We start from the raw sequence: 26,958 nt of genomic DNA, 5'->3' as shown, positions 1-26,958 counted from the left end.
GGATTGAAATGAATACATGGGAAGCAAATATTCGCAAAGTAGTACCGTACACCCCGGGAGAGCAGCCAAATGAACCGGATATGATCAAGCTGAACACCAACGAGAATCCATATCCACCAGCTCCAGGGGTAACAAAGGCCCTTAAGGAGATTCACACAGACACTCTCCGTCTTTACCCGGATCCGACAGCAGGTGATCTGGTACATGCAATTGCACAGAATTACGGACTGAAGGATGAGCAGGTATTTGTAGGCGTTGGCTCAGATGATGTGCTGGCCATGAGCTTTCTTACCTTTTTCAATTCAGAGAAGCCTGTTCTTTTCCCGGATATCACTTATTCCTTCTATGATGTGTGGGCAGACCTGTTTCGCATTCCGTATGAGTGCAAGGCTCTGGATGAGAATTTTTGCATCCGCAAAGAGGATTATTTCGGGGAAAACGGCGGAATTATTTTCCCAAATCCAAATGCGCCTACAGGGGTGGAGCTTCCCCTCTCTGATATAGAAGAAATCCTGCAGCACAACCAGGATGTGATCGTGATCGTGGATGAGGCATATGTAGACTTCGGCGCCAGATCAGCGCTGGAGCTCATCGACAAATATGAGAATCTGCTGGTAGTACAGACCTTCTCCAAGTCCCGCTCCATGGCTGGAATGCGAATCGGTTTCGCGTGCGGAAATGCGCAGCTGATCAAATATCTCAATGATGTGAAATATTCCTTTAACTCTTACACCATGGATCGCACCACTTTAGCCACAGGCGTGGCTGCCATTGAAGATCAGGCATATTTCCAGGAGACTTGCGCTAAGATCATTGCCACCAGAGAGTGGACCAAGAAAGAACTGGCAGCGCTGGGATTTTCCTTCCCGGATTCCAAAACGAACTTTATTTTCGCTTCCCACGAAAGCTGCCCGGCAAGTGAACTGTTCGGGGCTCTTCGCCAGGAGCACATTTATGCAAGATATTTCCCGAAGCCAAGAATTGACAATCACTTAAGAATTACTGTGGGAACACAGGAAGAGATGGAGAAGCTGATTGAATTTTTGAAAAAATACCTGAAAAAATGAGAAAGAAAAATGGAATGAAAAAAAGTGTATTATGTCTGATCCTGACGGTGTCCATGGCAATGTCGGGAATTCCCGTTGCAGCGGAAGGGTTTTCAGATGGAGAGGCAGCATGGGCAAGTGAGAACGCACAGGAAGGGAACTCCTGGGAAGAAAATGAGATAACGAATTCCTCTGTTGAAACAACCGAAACAGGTGAAGATAGTTCTTCATCCGCCGAGGATTTGGGAAATGAAGCAGATGAGAAACCTGAAAGTGATGCAGCACAGCAGTCTTCCGATCAGGCAGCATTTTCTGATGGAAAAACGGAGGTACTGGACGGCTTTGGAAGCCTGGATACAGACACCGGCTTTTTAGACAGTGAGACTGCAGAGGAAGAAACCGGGACAGATGGGGAAGAAGAGGGGACGCTTACGGCAGAAGAAATCGAAGCCCAGCTTGCGCCTATCCGGGAGCTTGCGCCCATCAGCTATGTAGATCCACCGGAAGGGGATGACAGTGACACTGCCAGCGTAGGCGGAGCAAGAGCCACTTCCTATCCGGCGAAATATGACCCGAGAGGAAGCCTGGCCCTTCCTGTCCGTAACCAGAAGCCATCCAACATGTGCTGGTCATACACTCTGGCAGCCAACCTGGAAATCTCTTTCCTGCGGGCTGGAGCAGGATTGTTTGATCTTTCCGAGGAGCATCTTGCCTATTTCTTTGCCAACAGACAGAACGATCCTCTTGGAAATACCCCGAATGACAGGAACAAAGTTCTGCATTCCTACCGGGATGGCGGCAACCAGACGTTAGCAGCAATTTTCCTTAGCTCCTGGAGCGGTATGGCACTGGAATCCCAGGTGCCTTATGAGACAAATGCGGACCACACCCTGGATTCCGATGCGGTTCCATCTTCCGGTATGGCATACAAAACCACTGCATACCTGGAAAATGCCGCATTTTCCTCCTACTCTGTGGCAAAGATCAAAAACCTGATTTCGGAATACGGATCTGTTTCCATGTCCATTGGCATGTATGACAGCTGCTACAACCCGAAGACGTATGCGTACAGCTATTCTGGAAATGCAGGCGTGAACCATGCGGTAACCCTGGTGGGCTGGGATGATAACTTTGCAAAGGAGAATTTTAATTCCAGCTGCAATGTGACTTCAGACGGAGCCTGGATTGTGCGGAACAGTTGGGGAGAGCAATGGGGCGATAAGGGATATTTCTATATTTCTTACGAAAATAAATGCAATTATAATATCGTAGCAGCAGAAGCAGTCACAAATCCAAAATACAGAAACAATTATTTTTATGACGGTTCCTGCGCTTTGAGCAAACTGAAGCTTTACCCGTCAGGAAGTGGCGGCATTTCCTCTGTTTCCAATGTTTTTCAGGCAAAGGCAGGAAAAGGCAAAGGGGAAGCTCTGGGAGAAGTGGTTCTGTCTACTTATACAGATGGCGGCTCCTACAGCATTCAGGTCTACACCAATCTGAAGGATCAGAGCAACCCGGTAAGCGGAACGCCTGCGTACAGTACGCCAGTGACTTTTTATCAGGAGCATGCGGGGATTTCGACGGTGCAGGTTCCGGAAGTGAATCTGATCAGCGGAACTTTGTATTCCGTAGTGGTTACCAACATTGGTTCCGGTGCTGTGGAATACCTGTGCGAAACCAACAATTCCTATAGCTGGGTGGAATTTGCTGCAGACCTGAAAGCAAATCAGAGCTTCTGTTATCATGAAGACAATGGCTGGAGTGATTTTTCCAAGACCAGTCCCAGTGCCTGCGCAAGAATCAAGGCTCATACCAGAACGCTGGACAGTGCTGTCGCAGTAGGAAAGCCTGCTTCGTTTGCGGCGAAAGCAAAGGCATATAATCAAATTGCCCTGACCTGGGAAAAGGTTTCCGGTGTTTCCGGCTATCAGGTATACCGAAAGGAAGAGGGCGGAAGCTACAGGAGAGTGAAGACTGTATCCTGGAAGGAAAGTTCTTGGACGGATACAAAGGTGAATCCGGGAATTACCTGTACCTATCGGATCCGGGCTTACAGCGTGGTGTCTGGGACTGCTAAATATTCTGCCTACAGTTCTGCTGTATCTGTGAAAACAGCGTTATCCAGACCCTCTGTTTCCGTGAAGGTTTCTTCTGATCTTTCCAACACGGTAAGCTGGAAGAAGATTGCAGGAGCTTCCGGCTACCTGGTTTACCGGAAAACAGCTTCTGGAAAATGGACGAGAATTGCCACTATTACGAAGTCCTCCACAATCACATATCAGGATAAAAAGATCAGTGCCAATACAGTGTATGAATACACGGTGCGAGCCTATCGGAATGTGAATGGCAAAAGGGTGACAAGCAGTTACAGGTCCAGCGGAAAATACAAATCCGCACCGGCCAGACAAACCATCACTTCCATTTCCAATGCAAAGAAAGGTTTGCTTCTGAAATGGAAAGCACAGAAAAAATGTGATGGGTATTATATTTATCGAAAAGTGGGAAACGGCAGCTATAAGCTGGCAGCAACCATCAAAAAAGGAAGAACTGCATCCTGGACGGATACCAAGGTGACAAAAGGCAGGAAATACCAATATTATATATGCGCCTATGTGAAAGAACCAAAAGGCGTGGTGAAGAGCAAATACAAAGTTTCTTTCCAGGTTCGCAGAACGAGGTAGAAGGAAGCTCCTTACAGGAGCTTCCTTTTTAACATACGGCTTTAGCCTGTTCAAAATGTCTACGCATCGTGTATTATGCAGGATAAACTTAGCGTAAAAGAATATTAGGACCCTTTTAAGGGTTAAGGCGAAGTAGTACAAATGCCCTTTTAAGGGCGGCGACGAGTCAAGAGCAATGTGGCTGGAGCAAAGCGAAATCCAGCGCCTTGAGACGCTGGCCTAGCATTAAAGGCTTATAGCCGTCCTACGAGCCACCCGTTTCACGGGTGGGGGCGACTTTTCGGATGCCGGTGTCGATGACGTCAGATATGTGTCGACAAATAAGTCTTGCAATCAAAAAGTTCTGGTGTGTATAATATAGGGCAAAGGCATTCATTTGCAATTGATATGGACAGAGTGCCGATAATGTGCTATGATAAGCAATATTAGATTAAATATTCATTTTTTTGTTCAACATAAAATTTCTGTCCTATCAGACATTTGTATCCCGTAGAAAATGAAATGTAATTTAGAATGATAATGAGTCGAAGAGGTAGATGGTTGATGAGAGAAAAATACGAATCGTTACCCCTGGTGGAGCTGAAAGCGCTTGCGAAAGCCAGAGGACTGAAGGGCATTTCTACTATGAGAAAGCCTGAATTAATTGAGCGTATGCTGGAAGAAGACAAAAAAGAAGCTGCTGAGAAAGAAGCAGCGAAGCCGGAAGAGGTGAAAAAAGAAGCTTCCGATATGGTACAGGACGCTCCTGCAGGTACACCTGTAAGAAGAGAGCCGGAAGCAGCCCCTGTGAAAAAGGAAGAGCCCGCAAGAACCCGGACCATTGTAAGAAGAAATCCGGAATTTCGCGGCAGCTATGCAGCAAGAGGTGAGAATACAGGACGTCAGAATGGCTACAGCAACGCCAGACAGGACAGCCCTGCAAGGCAGGAGCCGGTCATTCGCCCTGTAGAAGTTGTTCCTCCTGCAGAGACCAAAAGTGAGGAACCAGAGCAGATTCGCGAGAATGCCGAAGGACATGCTGAGCATGTAAGCAATACTTATCACGTTCCTGCAGAGACCGTCCAGCTGGACAGCGGTGAGCGTGCCAACGGTATTCTGGAAGTTATGCCGGATGGCTTCGGCTTCATCAGAAGCGAGAACTATCTTCCAGGTGAGAATGACATTTATGTTTCCCCGTCCCAGATCCGGAGATTTAATCTGAAGACCGGAGATATTATCCAGGGAAATATCAGGATCAAGACCCAGGGTGAGAAATTCAGTGCCCTTTTGTATGTGACATCCATCAATGGTTTCCATCCAAGCGAAGGTCAGAAGAGATACAATTTCGAGAACATGACCCCCATTTTCCCGGATGAGCGTCTGATCATGGAACGTCCTGGCGGAACCACAGCCATGCGTGTTGTAGATCTGATCAGTCCTATCGGAAAGGGACAGCGAGGCATGATCGTTTCCCCGCCTAAGGCAGGTAAGACCACCCTTCTCAAAGACATTGCCAAGTCCATTTTGAAGAATAACAAGGACATGCATCTGATCATTCTTCTCATTGACGAGCGTCCGGAGGAGGTTACTGATATCAAGGAAGCAATACAGGGACCGAATGTAGAGGTTATCTATTCTACATTTGATGAGCTTCCGGAGCATCATAAGCGTGTATCTGAGATGGTTGTGGAGCGTGCACGCCGCCTTGTAGAACATAAGCAGGATGTTGTGATCCTTCTGGATTCCATCACCAGACTGGCAAGAGCCTATAACCTGGTCGTTCCTCCAAGCGGAAGAACTCTTTCCGGAGGTCTTGACCCGGGAGCACTTCATATGCCGAAGCGTTTCTTCGGTGCAGCCCGCAACATGCGTGAGGGAGGAAGCCTTACCATTCTTGCTACTGCACTGGTTGACACCGGAAGCAAGATGGATGATGTGATCTACGAGGAATTCAAGGGAACCGGCAATATGGAGCTTGTTCTTGACCGCAAGCTTCAGGAAAAGCGTGTATTCCCGGCAATCGACATCCAGAAATCCGGAACCAGACGTGAGGACCTTCTTCTGAGCAAAGATGAGCAGGAAGCTGTGTACATTATGCGAAAAGCCCTTAACGGAATGAAGTCTGAGGATGCGGTAGAACAGATCCTGAACATGTTTGCCCGTACTCGAAACAACGCAGAATTTGTGCAAACTGTAAAAAAACAGAAATTTTTATAAATAACTTGCATTTCTCATAACAGCATGCTATAATCAGTAGGCTGTGTAAAGTGTGAATTCGTCAGATTCAACGCAAATAAAATAGAATAAATATAGAGAGGTGAAAATCATGAGAGAAGGAATCCATCCGAATTACTATCAGGCAACTGTAACCTGCAACTGCGGTAATACTTTTGTAACAGGTTCTACCAAGCAGGACATCCACGTAGAAATCTGCTCCAAATGTCATCCGTTCTATACAGGACAGCAGAAAGCTACTCAGGCTCGCGGACGTATCAATAAGTTCAATGAGAAATACGGCCTGAATAAATAATTTGAATATTACTGAATGAGAAGGTTGAGGTTGGGAAATCTCAACCTTTCTTTGTTACTGCCGATTTACTATGAAAGTCCCAGACGGCAGCCAAGAATGAGCCATGCTTCTCATGAGCGAATTCTTGGATATCGGATGGGCTAGAGCGTGTTTGAAAAATCATTCCCGCAATCTGCACGCCCCACTTTGCGGTATATTTTGCCCGAATTCAGTTGCCGTAGCCCGCTACGGCGCCCTCATCCGGACAAAATCTCCCACAAATTGTGACGCACATCTTGCAGAAAGCATTTTTCAAACACACTTTCATTATGGTGATGTCGCCGGCAGGCGACATGTCCGATTTACAGGAGGATAAAATGAAACCATCAAATATCGGTGGACAGGCTGTTATGGAAGGAATTATGATGCGTCATAAGGACAAGTACTCCATTGCAGTCCGCCGTCCTGACAATGAAATTGAGCTGAAAGTAGAAGACTACAAATGTATTTTCGGCAAGGCCAAGATCTGGAGAAAGCCCATTATCCGCGGAATGGTAAGCTTTGTGGATTCCCTGGTAACAGGTACCAAGTGCCTGATGTACTCCGCAGAGATCGCAGGAGATGAGGAAGACGAGGAGGAAGCTAAGAAAAATGCCTCCCTCTCCGCTGAAGAATTAGAAGCCAAGAAGAAAAAAGAGGACAAGGCATTCAAGGCACTGCTGTATGTGACCGTTGCCATTTCCATTGTCATTTCCATTGCGGCATTTATGCTGCTTCCCTATGTGCTGGCAAGCCTTTGCCGCAAGGTTGGGGCATCTGAAGTTATCGTTACCATTGTAGAAGCTTTTGTGAAGCTGGCACTGTTTATGGGATACATGCTTCTGATCTCCAGAATGAAGGATATTCAGAGAACCTTCATGTATCACGGCGCAGAGCACAAATGCATCAACTGCGTGGAGAACGGCAAGCCCCTTACCGTAGAGAATGTGCTGGAGAGCTCCAGATTTCACAGACGCTGCGGTACCAGCTTCCTTTTCCTGGTTATGCTGGTAAGTATTTTCCTGCACTTTATCTTCGTGCTGGTGCCATCCTACTGGCTGCGCCTTTTCGGACGTCTGCTCATGGTGCCCATCGTATCCGGAATCTCCTTTGAGATCATCCAGTGGGCTGGAAGAACGGACAGCAAGTTTGCCCTTATGATGAGCAAGCCGGGAATGGCAATGCAGAAATTTACCACCAAGGAGCCTACAGCTGATATGGCAGAGGTTGCCATCAAGGCAGTAGAAGCCGTGTTTGACTGGAGAGCATACTTAAAAGAAGAATTTGGTCTGGACATTCCATATGAGAATGAGAATCCAGAAGGGGAGAGTCAGGAGCATGCATCTGAAGCAGGTGCTGCCAAATGACATCCCTGGAAGCATTATTAAAAGAAGGAACGAAAGTTCTGGAAGAAAAGAAAATCCAGGAAGCCAGGTTAGACGCTTGGCTTCTTTTGGAGTATGTGACAGGCGTAAGCCGCGCTCTTTATTTTGCTGACCCGAAGAAAGCGGTAGAGGAAGAGAAGGCGGAAGAGTACAGAAAGCTGATCGTCTTAAGAGCCGGTCACATTCCTTTGCAGCACATCACCCATCAGGCGTATTTCATGGGCTTTGAATTTTATGTGGATGAGAATGTGCTGGTTCCAAGACAGGACACAGAGACGCTGGTGGAGAAAGCACTGGAGATTCTGGAGAATCAGGAGAAACCGCGGATCCTTGACATGTGCACCGGATCAGGCTGTATTTTATTAAGTCTTCTTGCCATGAAAGAGGGGGCATCCGGAACAGGCGCTGACATTTCCCCTCTCGCCCTTAAGGTGGCGAAACAGAACGCAAAAGGGCTGAATGTGGCAGATCGGGCGGAATTTGTGGAAAGTGACTTGTTTTTATCACCTTTTTTTGCAGAAACTACTGGTAAAGCACTGCCAGTATATGATATTCTTATTTCGAATCCCCCTTATATCAGAAGTGCAGTGATCGAGGATCTTATGGAAGAAGTGAAGGGACACGATCCCAGAATTGCGCTGGACGGCCATGAGGATGGATTGTATTTTTACCGGAGGATCGTATCGGAGGGTAGTGCCTATGTGAAAGAAAATGGCTGGATGCTGTTTGAAATCGGATACGACCAGGGGGAGGATGTGTCGAAGCTGCTTGAGAAAGCCGGTTTTCGCCAGGTGCAGGTGATCCAGGATCTGGCAGGACTGGACCGGGTAGTGATCGGACAGAAACCCCATAGATAAAAGAAAGAAATAACAGGAGGAAAACCATGTTTGACAAGTTGGATGATTTGCTCATACGTTTCGAGGAAGTTCTGAACGAGCTTGGTGAGCCGGATGTAACAGCGAACCCGGATCGTTTCCAGAAGCTGATGAAAGAACAGAGCGACCTGCAGCCAATTGTGGATACCTATAAGGAATATAAGAAAAATAAAGAAACCATTCAGGACAGTCTTTCCATGCTGGAAGAGGAGAAGGATGAGGAAATGCGTGAGATGCTCAAGGAAGAGCTTTCAGACGCCAAGAAGCGTGTGGAAGAGCTGGAGCATGAGCTGAAGATCCTGCTTCTGCCGAAGGACCCTAACGATAACAAGAACGTTATCGTGGAGATCCGTGCAGGCGCAGGCGGAGATGAGGCTGCTCTTTTTGCGGCTGAGATTTACAGAATGTATGTGAAATACGCAGAATCCAGACGCTGGAAAACAGAAATGATGAGTCTGAATGAGAACGGAATCGGCGGATTTAAGGAAGTTACCTTTATGATCAACGGTGCCGGAGCTTATTCCAGACTGAAATACGAAAGCGGCGTGCACCGTGTACAGCGTGTGCCGGAGACAGAATCCGGCGGAAGAATCCATACTTCCACCTGTACAGTTGCAATCATGCCGGAAGCAGAGGAAATTGATTTCCATCTGGATATGAATGACTGTAAGTTTGACGTATTCCGTGCATCCGGAAACGGCGGTCAGTGTGTCAACACCACAGACTCTGCGGTTCGACTGACCCATATTCCTACCGGAATCGTAATTTCCTGTCAGGATGAGAAATCCCAGCTGAAAAATAAGGATAAGGCTCTGAAGGTCCTTCGTTCCCGTCTGTATGAGATGGAGCTTGCAAAGCAGCACGATGCAGAGGCTGAGGCAAGAAGAAGCCAGATCGGTACAGGGGACCGTTCTGAGAAGATCAGAACCTACAATTTCCCGCAGGGACGTGTGACGGATCACCGCATTAAGCTGACCCTTCACAGACTGGATAATATTCTGAACGGTGACCTGGATGAGATCATCGACAGTCTGATCGCAGCAGACCAGGCTGCAAAGCTGAGCAATCTGCAGGAACAGTAAAAGGCGTATACCGGGAACCTTGTAAATACAAGTTTCCGGATACCATATATTAAAATAAAAAAACATGGACTAAAACGGGAGGGTACACCTATGAAAAAAACAGCCCTTGTAATTATGGCTGCCGGAGTTGGAAGCCGCTTTGGAAATGGAATTAAACAGCTTGCACCAGTTGGACCAAACGGTGAGATCATCATGGATTATTCCATCAGAGATGCACTGGAAGCAGGATTTAACAAAATCGTATTTATCATCCGCAAGGATCTTGAGGAAGAATTTAAGAGCACCATCGGTGCCCGCGTATCCAAGATTGCGGAAGTAGCATATGCATATCAGGAGATGGAGAAGCTTCCAGAAGGTTTCACCAAGCCTGCAGACAGAACCAAACCATGGGGAACCGGACACGCAGTCATCTGTGCGAGAGAGTTCCTGACCGAGCCATTTGCAGTTATCAATGCAGACGATTACTATGGCAAGGAAGCTTATGTAAAGGTTCATGATTATCTGGTTCAAGATCAGCCAGAGGATGATATCCTTCATATCTGCATGGCTGGATTCCGCCTTGGCAATACACTGAGCGACAATGGAAGCGTTACCAGAGGTCTTTGCCATATTACAGACGGCAAGCTCACAGGCGTAACAGAGACTCACAATATCTTTAAGACTGCAGACGGCGCTGAGAGCCGCGAGGACGGACAGCCAGTAGAGAAGCTGGATCTGAACGAGCTGGTTTCCATGAATATGTGGGGACTGACACCGGCATTTATGGATACTTTATATAACGGATTCGTAGAGTTCCTTGAGAATGTGAAGCCGGGAGATATCAAGGCAGAGTATCTGCTTCCGGTTATGATTGATGAGCTGATCCAGAAGGGCGCTGCACAGGTAGATGTACTTGAGACAAAGGACACCTGGTTCGGCGTTACATATCAGGAAGATAAAGAAGTTGTAATCAAGGCATTTAAAGAGCTTACAGAAGCTGGAGTTTATCCAAACGGACTTTATTAATGCCATAGGAGGATAAATAATTATGGGAAAATATTTTGGAACAGACGGATTTCGAGGAGAGGCAAATGTTCAGCTGACTGTTGACAATGCATTCAAGGTAGGACGTTATGTGGGATGGTATTACGGACGTGACCATAAGGCCAAGATCGTAATCGGCAAGGATACCAGAAGAAGCAGCTACATGTTTGAGTACGCTCTGGTTGCAGGTCTTACCGCTTCCGGTGCAGATGTTTATCTTCTTCATGTAACCACCACACCAAGTGTATCCTTTGCAGTTCGTACAGAAGATTTTGACTGCGGTATTATGATCTCTGCAAGCCATAACCCATTCTATGATAACGGAATCAAGCTTCTGAACGGAAACGGACAGAAGATCGAGGCTGAGATTGAGGAGCGTATCGAGGCTTATATTGACGGCAAGATTGAGGAGCTTCCTCTTGCCCGCAAGGAAGACATCGGACGCACCATCGACTTTGCTTCCGGACGTAACCGCTATATCGGATACCTGATCTCCATTCCAAGCCGTGACTTCAAGAACGTAAAGGTTGGTCTTGACTGTGCAAACGGAAGCTCTTCTGCCATTGCAAAGAGCGTATTCGAGGCACTTCAGGCGAAGACCTATGTGATCAACAACCAGCCGGACGGAACCAATATTAACACAAACTGCGGTTCCACCCATATCGAGGTTCTGCAGAAATATGTAGTCGATAACGGACTGGATATCGGATTTGCGTATGATGGAGATGCTGACCGCTGTATCGCAGTGGATCATCGCGGAAATATTATCGACGGCGATAAGATCATGTATGTATGCGGCAAATACTTAAAAGAGCAGGGCAAGTTAAACGGCAATACAGTCGTTACCACTGTTATGTCCAACATGGGTCTTTACAAGGCTCTGGAGCGTGAAGGAATGCGTTACGAGCAGACCGCAGTAGGTGACAAGTATGTAGCCGAGAATATGCTTGCAAACAACTACAGCATCGGCGGAGAGCAGTCCGGACATATTATTTTCAGCCGCTATGCAGCTACCGGAGACGGTATCCTGACTTCCCTGATGGTAATGGAAGCATGCGTAGACAAGAAGTCCACCTTATGCGACCTTGCAAAAGAGATGAAGGTATATCCGCAGGTACTTCGCAATGTGCGTGTAGCAGATAAGAAAACTGCCCGTGAGAACCCGAAGGTAGTGGAGGCTGTAGAAGCAGCTGCTAAAGCACTTGGAGATTCCGGACGTATTCTGGTTCGTGAGAGCGGAACAGAGCCGCTGATCCGTGTTATGGTGGAGGCTGAGACAGATGAACTCTGCCATCAGTATGTAGACAGTGTTGTAGATGTAATGGAAGCCGAAGGGCTGATCGTTGGTTGAGAATGAAAATCAGAAAAACAGCAGTGATGCTTGCAGCCTGCATGGGGATGACCCTTCTGGCAGGCTGCGATAGTGAACAACAGAAGACTTTTAATGAAGCTGTGAAGGATCTGGAGCAGGGAAGCTATGAGTATGCCCTGGATGAATTTACCCAGTCTGTAAATAACGGGATCAGTCTGGCCGTTTCCTATCGTGGAATTGGAATCTGCCAGATGCGTCTTGGCAATTACGAGGACGCCATCAGTGCTTTTACCAGTGCACTTAGTTCTGATAAGGTCAGCAAAACGATGGCGAAGGATCTTTACCTGTATCGTGCTACTGCAAGGCTGCAGGCAGGGCTTTTGGATGATGCTATGGCAGACTGCCAGACGCTGGCCCAGAAGTATGAGATGGATGCAGACTGCTGGTTCCTGAGCGGCAAGGTGGCGCTTGCCATGGATGGGTATGATGAGGCTTCCTCTGATTTTGAGCAGGCCTATGGCGAGGATTCCAGCTATGACCGCGCCATCCAGATTTATGAGACCTATCTGGAAAAGGATATGGAAGCGGACGGAACCAGATATCTGGAAGCCGCCCTGTCCTCAGAGGCCAAGGATACAGATGACATGTGTGCCCGCGGCAGGATCTATTACTATATGGAGGACTACGGGAATGCCAAAACAGAGCTGACGAATGCATCCAGCAAGGGAAGCACAGAGGCGGTTCTCCTTCTTGGAATGGTTTACGGCGCGCAGCAGGATTACGTAAATGCAAGAGCCATGTATCAGCAGTACATCAATAAGATGCAGGACAATACAGAGAAGAATTCCACAAAAACAGCAGCTTCCGGTTACAATGGCCTGGCTGTATGCGATATAGCAGAAGGGAATTACGACTCTGCACTTGAGAACATTAACAGCGGTATTGCAGCTGCATCGGATGATGAAATGCAGAGCCTTCTGTTTAATGAAATCGTTGTTTATGAGAAAAAGCTTGATTTTTCCACTGCTCAGGAGAAAGCCCAGTCTTATGTAGGCATGTACCCGGAGGATGAGGAAGCGGCTCATGAGCTTGCCTTTCTGAAATCCAGGACAGGAGCTGGTGAATAAGCACAGAAGAGAATGCGCAGATTACGGAATGAGTTTTTCATATGTTTTAAGCCGCCGCACTGCGAGAAAAAAGGATCGGTAATTCACACAGGATTATCGGTCCTTTTGCAAATAAAGATTTTGTGCTATACTCAAGCAGATAAACAGAGATGCTGCCTGCAGGCAACATTACCTTATAGAAAACAAAAGTCCGAAAGGAGGATTTATGGAATATATTGAAGAGATACAGGAGCGGGTGATTCTGGTGGGCGTTCAGCTGGATGAGAACGACAATGTGAAGGAATCCCTGGATGAGCTGGAAGAACTGGCAGATACAGCTGGCGCAGTGACCGTTGGCAAGATCATCCAGAACCGTGAGACCGTGCATCCCGGAACCTATATTGGAAAAGGCAAGATCGAGGAGGTACGCGCTCTGATGCTTGCCACAGACGCAACGGGAATCATCTGCGATGATGAGCTTTCCCCTGCACAGATGAACAATCTGGAGCATGAGCTGGAATGCAAGGTCATGGACAGAACCCTTTTGATTCTTGATATTTTTGCCAAGCATGCCACCACAAGCGAAGGTAAGATCCAGGTAGAGCTTGCCCAGCTCCGTTACCGTGCTTCCAGGTTGGTTGGTCTTGGCGCTTCTTTGTCCAGGCTCGGTGGTGGAATTGGAACCAGAGGTCCCGGAGAGAAGAAGCTGGAAAGCGACCGCCGTCTGATCCGCAAAAGGATTACTGCTTTGAAGGAAGAGCTTTCCCAGGTAGAGAAGCACAGGGAGCTTCTTCGCACCGGAAGAACCCGGGGCAAAATGAAGACAGCTGCTATTGTTGGCTATACAAACGCCGGGAAGTCTACCCTTTTAAATACCCTTACAGGGGCTGGGGTGCTCTCCGAGGACAAGCTGTTTGCAACCCTGGACCCGACTACAAGAGCGCTGACACTGGATGATGGACAGCAGATCCTTCTTACAGATACGGTTGGATTTATCCGCAAGCTTCCCCACAATCTGGTGGAAGCATTTAAGAGTACTCTGGAAGAGGCGAAATATGCGGACTACATTATTCATGTGGTAGACTGCTCCAACCCGCAGGCGGAGCAGCAGATGGAAGTGGTTTATGATACGCTGCATGAGCTGGAGGTACAGGGCAAGAAAACCATTACGCTGTTTAACAAAGTAGATGTGGGAGCGGCCATCCGCATGCGTGACAGCATGGCAGATCACACTTTGAAGGTATCTGCGAAAACAGGAGATGGCCTGGACGAACTGAAGGCACTTCTGGAGAAAATCCTTTCTGAAGAGCAGATTTATGTGGAAAAGCTTTTCGGCTATCAGGAAGCCGGCAAGATCCAGCTGATTCGGGAATATGGACAGCTGCTTTCTGAGGAATATACAGACAGCGGAATTATGGTGAAGGCGAGAGTTCCTCAGGAGATTCATGGGAAAATTATGTAAGGAAAGGGGCAGTCAGGTGCCGCTGACAATTGCATAAACAGGTTGAAGAATTTAGAAAAAATGTTTTATTATTTGAAAAACAGGAGATAAAATCATGGGAAAATACACAGATTACATTATGAAAACAGCACAGGATCTGCTTGCAGTGCCAAGCCCAAGCGGTTTCACGCATATGGCAGCAGAGTTTGTGAAAAAAGAATTCGAAAAGCTTGGTTATGAACCGCAGATTACACAGAAAGGCGCAGTTCTCGTAAAGCTGGGCGGCAAGGACGACAAAAATGCAGTAGTTCTGGCTGCGCACATGGACACCCTGGGCGGTATGGTTTGCCAGATCATGGACAATGGACGTCTGAAGCTGACCAACATCGGCGGCATGAACCCCAACAATGCGGAGGCAGAGAACTGCAAGGTTTACACCAAATCCGGCAAGGTATACGACGCAACCTTCCAGCTGGAGAACGCATCGGTTCATGTAAACGGAGAGTACAGCGATACCAAGCGTACCTATGACACCATGGAAGCCATCCTGGACGAGCCGGTGAAAACAAAGGAAGATGTGAAAAAGCTTGGAATCATGACCGGAGATTTCGTCTGCTTTGACCCAAGAACGGTTGTAACCCAGAGCGGATACATTAAGAGCCGTTTCCTGGATGATAAATTCAGCACAGCCATTCTTCTTGGCTATGCCAAATATCTGAAAGAGAAGAAAGTAGAGACTGAGCGTACCATCTATGTTCTGATTACTTCCTATGAGGAAGTGGGACACGGCGGATGTGCGGCAATCCCGGATGGAGTAACAGAGATGATCTCTGTAGATATGGGCTGCGTCGGTAAAGGATTGGAATGCGATGAGACGATGGTTTCCATCTGTGCGAAGGACAGCATGGGACCGTACGACTACCAGGTAGTTTCCGGTCTTATTAAGGCTGCGCAGGAGAATGACATTGCATTTGCAGTGGATGTGTATCCGCATTATGGTTCTGATGTAGACGCGGCTCTGAAGGCTGGATACGATATGAAACACGGCCTGATCGGACCTGGTGTTTATGCTTCTCATGGTTATGAGAGATCACACAAGGATGGAGCGAAGAATACGCTGAAGCTTCTGAAGGCATATTTAGGGTAAAAAAATGTATAAAATTTTAGTAGTGGAAGATGACGAGACCATCGTGCAGATTGTCAAGCGTCATCTGCAGTCCTGGGGCTATGAGGTTTTTCAGGTGGAGGATTTCGCACATGTGATCCAGGAATTTGTGCAGAAGGATCCCCAGCTGGTGCTTCTGGATCTGAAGCTGCCTTTTTACAACGGCTTTCACTGGTGCGAGGAGATCCGGAAGATTTCCCAGGTTCCGGTTTTGTTCCTGTCCTCAGCGGCAGACAACATGAATATGGTTATGGCCATGAGCCGTGGCGCAGATGATTTTATTGCCAAGCCCTTTGACCTGGATGTGCTGGCTGCCAAGGTGCAGGCTGTGCTTCGGCGCACCTACGCATTCGGACAGAACAGCAGTCTTCTGGAACATAACGGCGTAGTTTTGAATCCTGGAAACGGCACCATTTCTGCCAATGGGCAGCAGGCAGACCTGACGAAGAACGAACTGAAAATCCTGCAGATTCTGTTTGAACATCAGGGACGCGTGGTATCAAGAGATGCCATTATGACCAAGCTGTGGGAAAGCGACAGCTTTGTGGATGACAATACCCTTACCGTGAACATCACAAGAATCCGCAGAAAGCTGGAGAGCCTGGGAATCCGGGATTTCATTGTAACCAAAAAAGGCCTGGGGTATATGGTATGAGAGAATATCTGAAAACCAGATGGCAGAGCTGGGTGATGGCAGCAGCAATGCTTTTGATGGCGGTGATAGTGCTTTTCCTGTATGATGTTCCACTGGAGCCTGTGGGCTATATTGCGGTTCTTGTAATCATCTGTGAGACAGGATTCCTGATCTGGGGATATTGCAAATACCGGAAAAAGCAGCAGAATCTTTTGTATATAAAAGACAACGGCGCCCTTGCACTGGAGCACATGGAGGCGCCGGAGAATGAGAATGAGGCGCTTTACCAGGACATCTGCAGGCTGCTTGATGAGGAAAGAATCAAGGCCAGGAACCAGAGCAGTGCGCTTCGCACAGAGCTGATGGATTTTTACACTATGTGGGTTCATCAGATCAAAACCCCTATTGCGGCATCCAGGCTCCTGCTTCAGGAGGAAGAACTAAATCCCGGGGAAATCCAGAATGAGCTTTTCAAGATCGAGCAGTATGTGGAGATGGTTCTGGGATATCTTCGTACCCAGGATCTGTCCTCGGATCTTTGCCTGGAAGAAGTGAATCTGGATGAAATCATAAAGGATCAGATCCACAAGTTTGCCCGGATTTTTGTTGGGAAAAAGCTGTCCCTGGATTATGAGGGCGTGGAAGAAACGGTGCTTACGGATAAAAAGTGGCTAGGCTTTGTTATTGGCCAGATCCTTTCCAATGCATTGAAATACACGAAAAAAGGGAAAATCTCCATCTATATGAGTAAAGCAAGGTCCCATACACTGGTGATTGAGGATACGGGAATCGGAATCCGCCAGGAAGATCTGCCCCGTGTTTTTGAAAAAGGCTTTACCGGATACAATGGCCGGGAAGAGGGGCGTTCAACCGGAATCGGGCTTTATCTTAGCGGAAAGATCATGAAGAAACTGGATCATGGAATCCGCATAGAGTCCGAGCTGGGAAAAGGAACCAGGGTGTTTCTGGAGCTTGGCAGGAAGAAGATGGATCTGTATTAAGCACGTTGTGTGGGGATAAGGAGAGAGTATGAAAGCAATTAAGAAAATCTTGAACAACATTTTTATCGATGGTCTGAGCGGGATGGCCCTGGGCCTGTTTTCTACGCTGATCATCGGAACCATTCTGAAGCAGATCGGCGATCTGATGGGCGGCACCTATGGCGCTTATTTAAGTACCTTTGCGGTGATTGCCCAGCGACTTACCGGAGCTGGAATCGGTATTGGAGTTGCGTACAAATTCCGGGAGTCTACGTATGTACTGTTGTCCGCGGCAGCAGCGGGAATGATCGGTGCCTATGCATCCAATCTGATTGCAGGAACCTTGCTGTCTGACACTGGGGCACTGGTATTAGCAGGTCCTGGAGAGCCCCTTGGTGCATTTGTTGCAGCTTATGTGGGAATTACTGTGGGAAGACTGGTTGCCGGGAAAACAAAGCTGGATCTGTTGATCACTCCGGCGGTTACCATTTTGTCCGGCGGTACAGTTGGAATTTTAGTGGGGCCTGGAGTGTCAAGATTTATGACCTGGCTTGGTAATCTGGTAAACTGGGGAACTGAGCAGCAGCCTGTTTTGATGGGAATTATTGTTTCCGTTGTTATGGGAATGGTGCTGACGCTGCCCATCAGTTCGGCTGCCCTTGGAATTATCCTGGGATTAAATGGTGTGGCAGCAGGCGCGGCAACCATCGGATGCTGCTGCCAGATGATCGGATTTGCAGTGACAAGCTTTAAGGATAACGGTGTGGGCGGACTTTTTGCCCAGGGAGTGGGAACTTCCATGCTGCAGATCCCCAATATTATGAGACGGCCGCTGATCTGGCTGCCGCCTACACTGGCGTCTGCAATTTTAGGTCCCATCGCTATTATCGGACCGTTCCATATGACAAACAATGCCACTGGCTCCGGCATGGGAACCTCCGGCCTGGTTGGACAGATCATGACTTACCAGACCATGACAGCGACAGAGGAGCCTGTGCTGGTTATTTTGAAAATCATAGTATTTCATTTCCTGCTTCCCGGTCTGCTGTCCTATGTGATCTATCGAGGAATGCGCAACATGGGATATATCAAGGACGGTCAGATGAAGCTGGATGTGTAAAAAGACGGGAATTAAGCTTGCGCAGCAAATGCATTTTTTGGCATCACAAAGCGTGTTGCCGGGCAAAGTGGACGGTAATTTGCTTGTAAAGTGCAGAAAAAGATATTGACATCTAATACACGTTAGAATATACTAACAACAGAAGGAACCTATTGTCTCAGTTTGCAGGCGAACCCCATAGTGGTTTTGAGGAAAACTGTGACAACTGATCTACAGGGAACCTGAAAGGAGCAGAGTATGGGAACAGTAGTTGTAGGTGCTATCGTAGTAGTAATCGCAGGTCTTGCCATCCGAAGCATTCGCAAGGACAAGAAGAGTGGAAAAGGCTGCAATGGCAATTGCGGAAGCTGCGGCGGATGCCACTAAGGCCGGAAATTAAGACTGGAGTTTGAATCATTTACATATGCCACAGAAACAAAAGAACTGTTGTGCTGGAGAAATCAGGCACAGCAGTTCTTTCGTATAAAGGGAAATACAGCAGTAATGCCAAGAACCCTGTATGCCATGTTTTTGCCCGATTCACAGGAAAACAACGAAAAACCACAAAAACAAAAGGAAAACTCCAACCAAAACAACAAAAGTAATGTTGAATTATGTTGACACCGCAAAAGGGATGACGTATAATGAGCATAGAAAACTATGTCATGGAATGGCGGACATTTATGTTGCTGGATTCTGGAATCCTTTATGGATTTGCAGAGCCCGGGACTTCCATGAGAAAGGAGAACCATGGAAAAATACAATTTAAGTGAGATTCCCAAATCCTCCAGAATTACCCGTCTGGTAGACCATCTCTATGCCAAGATGCCAGAGATCGAATCTTACAGAGCCAAGCTGATCACAGAGTCTTACAAAGAGACCGAGGACCAGCCGATCATCACCAGAAGAGCCAAAGCTTTTTCCCACATTTTACATAACATTCCGATCATCATCCGGGATGAAGAGCTGATCGTGGGAAGCAACTCCATTGCTCCAAGAGGCTGCCAGACTTTCCCGGAATTTTCATTCCAGTGGCTGGAAGATGAGCTGGATACCGTAGAGACCAGAATCGCGGATCCGTTCTATATTTCCGAGCAGGCCAAGGCAGATCTTCGCGAGGTGCATAAGTACTGGAAAGGCAAGACCACCAGTGAGCTTGCCACCGCTTATATGGCACCGGAAGCAATCCGCGCAATTGACCACAATATTTTTACACCAGGAAACTATTTCTATAATGGTGTAGGACATGTTACCGTAAAATACTGGGAAGTTCTTGAGATCGGCTACGAAGGCATTATGGCGAAAGCACAGGCTGAGCTGGATCACTGCAATGTAGGCGACGGAGACTATGCAGAGCGTTCCCGTTTCCTGGAAGCCGTGATCATGAGCTGCCAGGCTGTAATAGACTATGCCAACAGATATGCGAAGCTTGCCCTTGAGATGGCTGAGAAATGTACAGATCCCCAGCGTAAGGCAGAGCTTCTTGTGATTGCATCCAACTGCAGCAAGGTTCCTGCCAAGGGAGCCACTAATTTCTGGGAGGCATGTCAGTCCTTCTGGTTCGTACAGCAGCTTCTTCAGATGGAGTCCAGCGGACATTCTATCTCTCCAGGACGCTTTGACCAGTATATGTATCCTTACTACAAGAAGGATATTGAGAGCGGTGCGATCACCAGAACAGCAGCTCAGGAGCTGATCGACTGTATCTGGGTGAAATTAAATGACCTGAATAAGGTTCGTGATGCAGCTTCCGCAGAAGGATTCGCAGGCTACAGCCTTTTCCAGAACCTGATCGTAGGCGGTCAGAACAAGGATGGCGAGGATATGACCAATGACCTTTCCTTCATGTGTATTGAGGCATCCATGCATGTACATCTTCCGGCACCGTCACTTTCCATCCGTGTATGGAACGGCTCCCCTCACGACCTTCTGATCAAGGCAGCAGAGCTGACCAGAACCGGTATCGGACTTCCGGCATATTACAATGACGAGGTAATCATCCCGGCACTGCAGAACAGAGGACTTTCCCTGGCAGATGCCCGTGAGTACAATATCATCGGATGCGTTGAGCCCCAGAAGGCCGGCAAGACTGAAGGCTGGCATGACGCAGCATTCTTTAATATGTGCCGTCCGCTGGAGCTTGTATTTGCAAATGGTATGGATCAGGGTGAGATGGTTGGTATTCCTACCGGCGATGTTACCAAGATGGAAACCTTTGATGAGTTTTACGATGCTTATAAGAAGCAGATGGAATACTGCATTTCCCTGCTTGTAAATGCAGATAACGCCATTGACGTTGCCCATGCAAAGCGCTGCCCGCTTCCATTCCTTTCCAGTATGATCGATGACTGTATCAAACGCGGAAAGACCGTTCAGGAAGGCGGCGCTGTATATAACTTTACAGGTCCTCAGGGCTTTGGTATTGCCAACATGGCAGACTCCCTGTATGCAATCCGCCAGCTGGTTTACCAGGAGAAGAAGTTCACAATGGAAGAGCTGAAGGAAGCTCTTGCATGGAATTATGGCAAGGGCCTGGACGAGCAGTCTGTAAGAGATATCACTACCGGTATCTTAAGAGAGATGACAGAAAGCGGTGCTAAGGTAGATGCAGACACAGCATCAGCTGTTCTGAAATCTGTTATGAATGCCCAGATGTCACCTGAGAAGATGGCAAGATATCAGGAAATCCACGACATGATCGCTGAGGTTCCCAAGTTCGGAAATGATCTTCCGGAAGTGGATTACTTTGCAAGGGACGTGGCTTACACATACACAAGACCGTTACAGAACTTTAAGAACCCAAGAGGCGGACAGTACCAGGCCGGACTTTATCCGGTATCTGCAAATGTACCGCTGGGCGGACAGACTGGTGCTACACCAGATGGCAGATATGCACACACTCCGGTTGCTGACGGTGTTTCCCCATCAGCAGGCAAGGATGTGAACGGACCGACCGCAGCAGCAAGCTCTGTTGCCAAACTGGATCACTTCATTGTATCCAATGGTACTCTGTTCAATCAGAAGTTCCATCCGTCAGCACTGTCAGGACGTGAGGGACTTGAGAAATTTGTTGCACTGATCCGTTCCTACTTCGATCAGAAGGGAATGCATATGCAGTTTAACGTTGTAAGCAGAGAGACACTTCTTGACGCACAGGCACATCCGGAGAACTATAAGCATCTGGTTGTACGTGTCGCCGGCTACAGTGCGCTGTTTACTACACTGTCCAAGTCCTTACAGGATGATATCATCCGCAGAACAGAGCAGGGCTTCTAAATGAAAATATAAACGGAACTGCTGGCGGCTTTTCTCACAGAAGGCTGTCGGCACTTCCGTATAATGGAGAAATCTATGGAATATTTAGATACCACAGGACGTATCTTTGACGTCCAGCGTTATTCCATCCATGATGGTCCGGGAATCCGTACCATCGTATTTCTGAAGGGATGCGTGCTGCGGTGCCAGTGGTGCTGCAATCCGGAGTCCCAGGAATACAAGATCCAGACCATGAAAACCCCGGACGGTGTGAAGACCATGGGACGGGATGTAACTGTTCGGGAAATGATCGAGCTGGTGGAGAAAGACCGCCCTTATTATTACCGTTCCGGCGGCGGCATGACTCTTTCCGGAGGGGAATGTCTTTGCCAGCCGCAGTTTGCCCGTGACCTTCTCCGCGCTGCAAAGGAGCGGGGAATCAATACCGCCATTGAGAGCATGGCATGTGTTCCCTGGAAAAATATTGAGATGGTTCTGCCCTATCTGGATACTTACCTGATGGATATCAAACATACCAATCAGGTCAAGCATGAACAGTTTACAGGCAAGCCCAACGGACTGGCGCTTGAGAATGCCAGAAAGGTTGCCTTATCCGGGCAGACCAATCTGGTAATCCGCGTTCCAGTCGTTCCAACCTTTAATGACAGCGTGGAGGAAATCAAGTCTATCGCTTCTTTTGCGTCCACTTTACCGGGAGTGAAGAAGATTCACCTTCTTCCTTACCATCGCCTTGGACAGGATAAGTATGACTGGCTTGGAAGAGAGTACAAGCTGCCGGAGATCCTTCCTCCGGAACCGGAGCACATGGAGCTTCTGAAGAAAGCGGTTCACTCTGTCTGTGATCTGGACTGCCAGATTGGTGGATGAGAATGAAATTAAAATGATAAGGGGTCAGAATTTTGAACTGGAATTCTGGCCTTTTTTATATTTTGACGGGGACAAAAACCTGTGGGACTATTGTCTTTCCCGCACACGCGAAAAGGAAAAATCTATACGCTGTTATATTGACATCTATCATATAAGCGTGCAATATAAAGATATTTCCCCAAAAGCACTGTGCGGATTTTTTGCACAACGTTATGAAAAAACAGGAGGATAATGAAATGAGCGTTAAAAAATTAGGCTTTGGACTGATGAGACTTCCGGCAGTGGACGAAGCAGACAAAAGCAAGGTAGATGTAGAAAGAGTCTGTCATCTGGCAGACCGGTTCCTGGCAGAAGGCTTCACCTATTTTGATACAGCAGCATGCTATCACAGCGGAAACAGTGAGCAGGCCTTTCGGGAGGCAGTAGCAAAGCGCTACCCAAGAGAAGCCTACACAATCACAGATAAGCTTTCCCTTTTCATGCTGAAGGAAGCCTCTGAAATGCCTGGATTTTTTGAAAAACAGCTGGAAAACTGCGGCGTGGAATATTTCGATTACTATCTGCTCCATTCCCTGGATGAAGGTGCTGCGAAGCAGGCAGAAGAGTGGGGCGCTTTTGACTTTATGCTGGAAAAGAAAGCGAAGGGACTTGTTAAGCATGTGGGCTTCTCTTTCCATGACAAAGCAGAGGTACTGGACAAGATCCTCACAAGACATCCGGAAATGGAATATGTGCAGCTTCAGCTGAACTATGCAGACTGGGAGGATAGCGAGGTACAGTCCCGCAAATGCTATGAGGTCTGTGTGAAATATGGCAAGCCGGTTCTGGTTATGGAGCCCATCAAAGGCGGCATGCTGGCGAATGTTCCAGCAGAGGCAGAAGCACTGTTAAAGGGCGCCAGACCGGAAATGTCTGTGGCATCCTGGGCCATCCGTTTTGCTGCATCCCAGGAAAATGTATTTATGGTACTGAGCGGTATGAGCGATGAGCAGCAGGTGGAGGATAATCTTTCCTATATGAAGGATTTTGCCCCGCTTTCCGATGAGGAAAAAGACCTTGTTGCCAAATCTGCGGCAATCATCAAATCCAAAGAAAAGGTGCCGTGCACAGGCTGCCGCTATTGCACAGACGGATGTCCAATGAAAATTGCAATCCCGGATTATTTCAAGCTTCTGAACCGGATCAGCATGTTTGGAGAAGGCCAGCTGGCGTCAGCCAAATCCATCTACAAAGACCGTACCGAAAAAGAAGGCCACGGAAAAGCATCTGACTGTGTAGGATGCCGACAGTGTGAGGAACACTGCCCGCAGCACCTGCCAATCACAGAATATCTGGAAGAAGCCGCAAAGACATTTGAATAATTGGTGATTTTTGTGTATGATATAGGAAGATGCAGGGAAAGGTAGTTTGCCCTGAACATCTATATGAGCGGAGGCATAAAAATACAAGATAAAAGCAGTTGGATTGAATGCGGTAAAATCTGGCTGGTGCAAAACTTACAGATAAAGGAGAAGTGAGAATGAGAGGATTATACTCATCAAAGGCCAAGATCAGACACCAGATTTTTACTGAAATCGCCCGTCTTGCCTACGAGGGCGATATTGAGAAGGAAATGGACGAGCTTCCATACAAGATCCTGCCAGGAGAAGTTGCCACATACCGTGACAGTATTTTCCTGGAAAGAGCCATTGTAGGAGAGAGGCTGCGTGTGGCAATGGGACTGCCCCTGCGCAACATTTCCGAGCATGCCCCGATTTCCAAAGGGGTGGAGGCGAGCCTTATTGAGGAGAAATATTATGAGCCGCCGCTTATTAATATTATCAAATTTGCCTGCAATTCCTGCCCGGAGAAAAGAGTCCTGGTGACAGAAGGCTGTCAGGGCTGCCTGGAGCACCCATGTCAGGAGGTCTGTCCCAAGAATGCCATTCATATGGAGAATGGCAGGTCTGTAATCGATCAGGAAAAATGTATCAAATGCGGCAAATGTATGGAAGCCTGTCCATATAATGCCATTATCAAACAGGAAAGACCATGTGCAAAGGCCTGCGGAATGAATGCTATCCATTCCGATGAATATGGAAGGGCAGAGATTGATCATGACAAGTGCGTTTCCTGCGGAATGTGCCTGGTAAGCTGTCCGTTCAGTGCCATTGTGGACAAGGGACAGATTTATCAGACCATTATGGCGTTAAAGAGTGAGACTCCGGTCTATGCCATCGTAGCGCCGGCAGTGGCAGGACAGTTTGAGCCGGCACTGAAAAATACCCAGATTCGCGGTGCCTTTAAGGCTCTTGGATTCACGGATATCAAGGAGGTAGCAGTTGGAGCGGACCTTTGTACCATTGAGGAGGCCAAAGACTTCATGGAAGAGGTACCGGAGAAGATCCCGTTTATGGGAACCTCCTGCTGTCCGGCATGGTCTGTAATGGCGAAGAAAATGTTCCCCCAGTATGCAAACTGCATTTCCATGGCACTGACCCCTATGGTGCTTACTGCCAGACTTCTAAAGCAGGAGAACCCGGACTGCAAGATCGTGTTTGTGGGCCCCTGCGCAGCTAAGAAGCTGGAAGCAAGCCGTAAGAGCGTTCGAAGCTATGTGGATTTTGTGCTTACTTTTGAGGAAGTACAGGGAATGTTCGAAGCCAAAGATGTGGACTTCGGAAGTATTCCGGAAGGAGAGCCTCTTTCCCAGGCAAGCAGTGACGGCCGTGGATTCGCTGCCAGCGGCGGTGTTGCAGCAGCTGTGGTAAAGGCTATAAAGCGTATGGACCCGGACCGAGAAGTGAAGGTAGTCAGCGCTAACGGCCTGCAGGAGTGCAAAAAGATGATGATGTCCGCCAAAGCAGGAAAGTACAACGGCTATCTGCTGGAAGGAATGGCCTGTCCAGGCGGATGTATAGCCGGAGCCGGAACGGTGCAGACTGTAAAGAAAGCCGGAATGGCACTAGAGAAAATGAAGAAGGAAGCCGCATTTGAGGAATGTATGGATACTTCCTTTGGCGGCGAGCTTGAGAAGCTGGAAGAACTGTAAGAGGCATGTCCGTTTTTGCCTTTGGGGTGTCGTGAAGCGTATAACTATGAAGGCTCTGAACGGATAATTTAAAATGAAAAAGGAGAAATCGAAATGCGTGCATACGAACGATTGCTGAATTATGTAAAGGTATATACCACAAGTGAGGATGAGCAGGAAATAGTGCCATCTACCAGCCGCCAGTTTGATCTTGGAAATCAGCTGGCCAAGGAGCTGAAAAGTATTGGAGTACAGGATGTGCGCATTGATGACAAATGCTATGTCTACGGAGTGATCCCGGCGACAGCAGGCCTTGAGGACAAGCCGGCAATCGGCTTCATTGCCCACATGGATACTGCACCTGATTTTTCCGGGGAGAATGTGAATCCCCAGATTATCCCGGACTATGATGGAACCGATGTAAAGCTTGGAGAAAGCGAATACACCCTTACCCTCAAGGATTTCCCACATCTGGCAGATCTGAAGGGAAGAACCCTGATCACCACTGACGGTACCACTCTTCTCGGCGCAGACGATAAGGCTGGAGTAGCAGAGATCATGACTATGGCAGAGCAGATTATAAAAGAAAACATCCCACATGGAAAAATCTGCATCGGCTTTACCCCGGACGAGGAAGTTGGCCGAGGCGCTGATTTCTTCGATGTAGAAGGCTTCGGAGCTGATTTTGCCTACACCGTAGACGGCGGCGCAGAAAATGAAATCGAGTACGAGAATTTCAACGCGGCAGGCGCCAAGGTAAAGATCAAAGGCTTCTCCGTGCATCCGGGCAGCAGCAAAAATACCATGATCAATGCCGCCCTGGTTGCCATGGAGTTCAACAGCATGCTCCCAGCAGGAGACACTCCGGCAAACACAGAAGAGTATGAAGGCTTTTTCCATCTCTGTGAAATGAGTGGTGACGTATCCGATGCAAGCCTGGATTACATCATCCGCGACCACGACAGCGCCATGTTCGCCTGCCGCCAGGAGATGATGCGTCACATTGCCAAGCTTCTCAACGAGAAATACGGCGAAGGAACCGTCACACTCACCATCAAAGAGCAGTACCGCAATATGAAAGAAAAGATTGAGCCCTGCATGCACCTGATCGACAACGCCAAAAAAGCCGTTCAGGAATCCGGCCTGAATCCCGTAACCGTAGCCATCCGCGGCGGCACCGACGGCGCCCGCCTTTCTTTCATGGGCCTCCCCTGCCCCAACCTGGGCACCGGCGGCTACGCCTTCCACGGCCCCTGCGAACACATCACGATAGAAGGCATGGACTACGCCGTAGAAAACCTGAAGAATATTGTAAAATTATACGCCCTTTAATTCTACCCTTCAGCAGTACTAAATTTTGGGCATCCACGAAAGCCTCTCCGATTGTGCATTAATTATCGGAGGGGCTTTTTTTCAGTGACCAGCACTTTCACAGCTGCTATTCCTAAG

General features: G+C 48.0%; 23 protein-coding genes and 1 pseudogene. 22 read left to right on the top strand and 2 right to left on the bottom strand.

Annotated features, from left to right (window positions below):
- Positions 1–8: 8 nt before the first annotated feature.
- The 4 genes from hisC to rpmE all read left to right on the top strand — a co-directional run bounded on the left by hisC (position 9) and on the right by rpmE (position 6,236).
- Positions 9–1,067, top strand: a complete 1,059-nt coding sequence (gene hisC, locus OCV70_RS02145; protein WP_262579106.1) for a histidinol-phosphate transaminase — start codon at positions 9–11, stop codon at positions 1,065–1,067.
- Positions 1,068–1,081: 14 nt separating this feature from the next.
- Positions 1,082–3,727, top strand: coding sequence for a C1 family peptidase (locus OCV70_RS02140; RefSeq protein WP_262579105.1), 2,646 nt, complete (start codon positions 1,082–1,084; stop codon positions 3,725–3,727).
- A 543-nt stretch (positions 3,728–4,270) separates the two neighbouring features.
- A complete protein-coding gene (gene rho / locus OCV70_RS02135; RefSeq protein ID WP_262579103.1) occupies positions 4,271–5,923 on the top strand; it encodes a transcription termination factor Rho in 1,653 nt (550 codons plus the stop codon).
- Between the two features lie 109 nt (positions 5,924–6,032).
- Positions 6,033–6,236, top strand: coding sequence for a 50S ribosomal protein L31 (gene rpmE, locus OCV70_RS02130; RefSeq protein WP_117851138.1), 204 nt, complete (start codon positions 6,033–6,035; stop codon positions 6,234–6,236).
- 40 nt (positions 6,237–6,276) lie between these two features.
- Here rpmE and OCV70_RS19550 read toward each other — a convergent pair whose 3' ends face one another.
- Positions 6,277–6,414: a hypothetical protein gene (locus tag OCV70_RS19550; RefSeq protein ID WP_416795296.1), complete on the bottom strand. Its 138-nt coding sequence runs from the start codon at positions 6,412–6,414 to the stop codon at positions 6,277–6,279.
- Here OCV70_RS19550 and OCV70_RS19545 point away from each other — a divergent pair.
- Positions 6,349–6,483, top strand: a pseudogene (locus OCV70_RS19545) (DUF6783 domain-containing protein); the annotation flags it as partial. The gene OCV70_RS19550 and the pseudogene OCV70_RS19545 sit on opposite strands and share 66 nt — an antisense overlap.
- Here OCV70_RS19545 and OCV70_RS19540 read toward each other — a convergent pair.
- Positions 6,445–6,543: a DUF6783 domain-containing protein gene (locus OCV70_RS19540; RefSeq protein WP_317259435.1), complete on the bottom strand. Its 99-nt coding sequence runs from the start codon at positions 6,541–6,543 to the stop codon at positions 6,445–6,447. The pseudogene OCV70_RS19545 and the gene OCV70_RS19540 sit on opposite strands and share 39 nt — an antisense overlap.
- Positions 6,544–6,592: 49 nt before the next feature.
- Here OCV70_RS19540 and OCV70_RS02125 point away from each other — a divergent pair, with 49 nt between their 5' ends.
- The 17 genes from OCV70_RS02125 to pepT all read left to right on the top strand — a co-directional run bounded on the left by OCV70_RS02125 (position 6,593) and on the right by pepT (position 26,841).
- A complete protein-coding gene (locus OCV70_RS02125; protein ID WP_021926408.1) occupies positions 6,593–7,621 on the top strand; it encodes a DUF1385 domain-containing protein in 1,029 nt (342 codons plus the stop codon).
- Complete coding sequence (prmC, locus tag OCV70_RS02120) at positions 7,618–8,496, top strand: peptide chain release factor N(5)-glutamine methyltransferase (RefSeq protein ID WP_117851135.1); 879 nt, start codon at positions 7,618–7,620, stop codon at positions 8,494–8,496. The genes OCV70_RS02125 and prmC overlap by 4 nt, the downstream gene beginning before the upstream one ends.
- Before the next feature lie 26 nt (positions 8,497–8,522).
- Positions 8,523–9,596, top strand: coding sequence for a peptide chain release factor 1 (gene prfA, locus OCV70_RS02115; RefSeq protein WP_021926406.1), 1,074 nt, complete (start codon positions 8,523–8,525; stop codon positions 9,594–9,596).
- Positions 9,597–9,686: 90 nt separating this feature from the next.
- Entirely contained in the window at positions 9,687–10,601 is a 915-nt protein-coding gene (locus OCV70_RS02110) for a sugar phosphate nucleotidyltransferase (RefSeq protein WP_021926405.1), read from the top strand.
- A 22-nt stretch (positions 10,602–10,623) separates the two neighbouring features.
- A complete protein-coding gene (gene glmM, locus OCV70_RS02105) occupies positions 10,624–11,970 on the top strand; it encodes a phosphoglucosamine mutase (RefSeq protein WP_021926404.1) in 1,347 nt (448 codons plus the stop codon).
- A gap of 2 nt (positions 11,971–11,972) precedes the next feature.
- Entirely contained in the window at positions 11,973–13,058 is a 1,086-nt protein-coding gene (locus OCV70_RS02100; RefSeq protein WP_244096190.1) for a tetratricopeptide repeat protein, read from the top strand.
- Positions 13,059–13,263: 205 nt separating this feature from the next.
- Positions 13,264–14,499, top strand: coding sequence for a GTPase HflX (gene hflX, locus OCV70_RS02095; RefSeq protein ID WP_173765695.1), 1,236 nt, complete (start codon positions 13,264–13,266; stop codon positions 14,497–14,499).
- A 94-nt stretch (positions 14,500–14,593) separates the two neighbouring features.
- Positions 14,594–15,625, top strand: coding sequence for a M42 family metallopeptidase (locus tag OCV70_RS02090; RefSeq protein WP_021926401.1), 1,032 nt, complete (start codon positions 14,594–14,596; stop codon positions 15,623–15,625).
- Positions 15,626–15,629: 4 nt separating this feature from the next.
- Positions 15,630–16,298: a response regulator transcription factor gene (locus OCV70_RS02085; protein ID WP_021926400.1), complete on the top strand. Its 669-nt coding sequence runs from the start codon at positions 15,630–15,632 to the stop codon at positions 16,296–16,298.
- On the top strand, positions 16,295–17,278 hold the full coding sequence (locus OCV70_RS02080; protein ID WP_173765698.1) for a sensor histidine kinase: 984 nt from the start codon (positions 16,295–16,297) through the stop codon (positions 17,276–17,278). The genes OCV70_RS02085 and OCV70_RS02080 overlap by 4 nt, the downstream gene beginning before the upstream one ends.
- A 28-nt stretch (positions 17,279–17,306) precedes the next feature.
- Positions 17,307–18,377, top strand: coding sequence for a PTS sugar transporter subunit IIC (locus tag OCV70_RS02075; RefSeq protein ID WP_021926398.1), 1,071 nt, complete (start codon positions 17,307–17,309; stop codon positions 18,375–18,377).
- Positions 18,378–18,614: 237 nt separating this feature from the next.
- Positions 18,615–18,743, top strand: coding sequence for a FeoB-associated Cys-rich membrane protein (locus OCV70_RS02070; RefSeq protein ID WP_021926397.1), 129 nt, complete (start codon positions 18,615–18,617; stop codon positions 18,741–18,743).
- Positions 18,744–19,106: 363 nt separating this feature from the next.
- Positions 19,107–21,632 carry a glycyl radical protein gene (locus OCV70_RS02065; RefSeq protein WP_173765700.1) on the top strand — a complete coding sequence of 842 codons (2,526 nt, stop codon included), beginning with the start codon at positions 19,107–19,109 and terminating at the stop codon, positions 21,630–21,632.
- A gap of 75 nt (positions 21,633–21,707) precedes the next feature.
- Complete coding sequence (locus OCV70_RS02060) at positions 21,708–22,499, top strand: glycyl-radical enzyme activating protein (protein WP_021926395.1); 792 nt, start codon at positions 21,708–21,710, stop codon at positions 22,497–22,499.
- 236 nt (positions 22,500–22,735) lie between these two features.
- Positions 22,736–23,860 (top strand): aldo/keto reductase, encoded by a 1,125-nt coding sequence (locus tag OCV70_RS02055; protein ID WP_173765702.1) that lies wholly within the window; start codon positions 22,736–22,738, stop codon positions 23,858–23,860.
- Between the two features lie 158 nt (positions 23,861–24,018).
- Positions 24,019–25,530 (top strand): 4Fe-4S dicluster domain-containing protein, encoded by a 1,512-nt coding sequence (locus tag OCV70_RS02050; protein ID WP_173765704.1) that lies wholly within the window; start codon positions 24,019–24,021, stop codon positions 25,528–25,530.
- 93 nt (positions 25,531–25,623) lie between these two features.
- Positions 25,624–26,841 carry a peptidase T gene (gene pepT, locus OCV70_RS02045; RefSeq protein WP_173765706.1) on the top strand — a complete coding sequence of 406 codons (1,218 nt, stop codon included), beginning with the start codon at positions 25,624–25,626 and terminating at the stop codon, positions 26,839–26,841.
- Positions 26,842–26,958 lie beyond the last annotated feature (117 nt).

The sequence above is a fragment of the Blautia acetigignens genome (assembly GCF_025566865.1).
Taxonomy (GTDB): Bacteria; Bacillota; Clostridia; order Lachnospirales; family Lachnospiraceae; genus Blautia_A; species Blautia_A acetigignens.
Note: the sequence above shows the minus strand (reverse complement) of the source record. Positions and strands in the feature narration are given on the sequence as shown.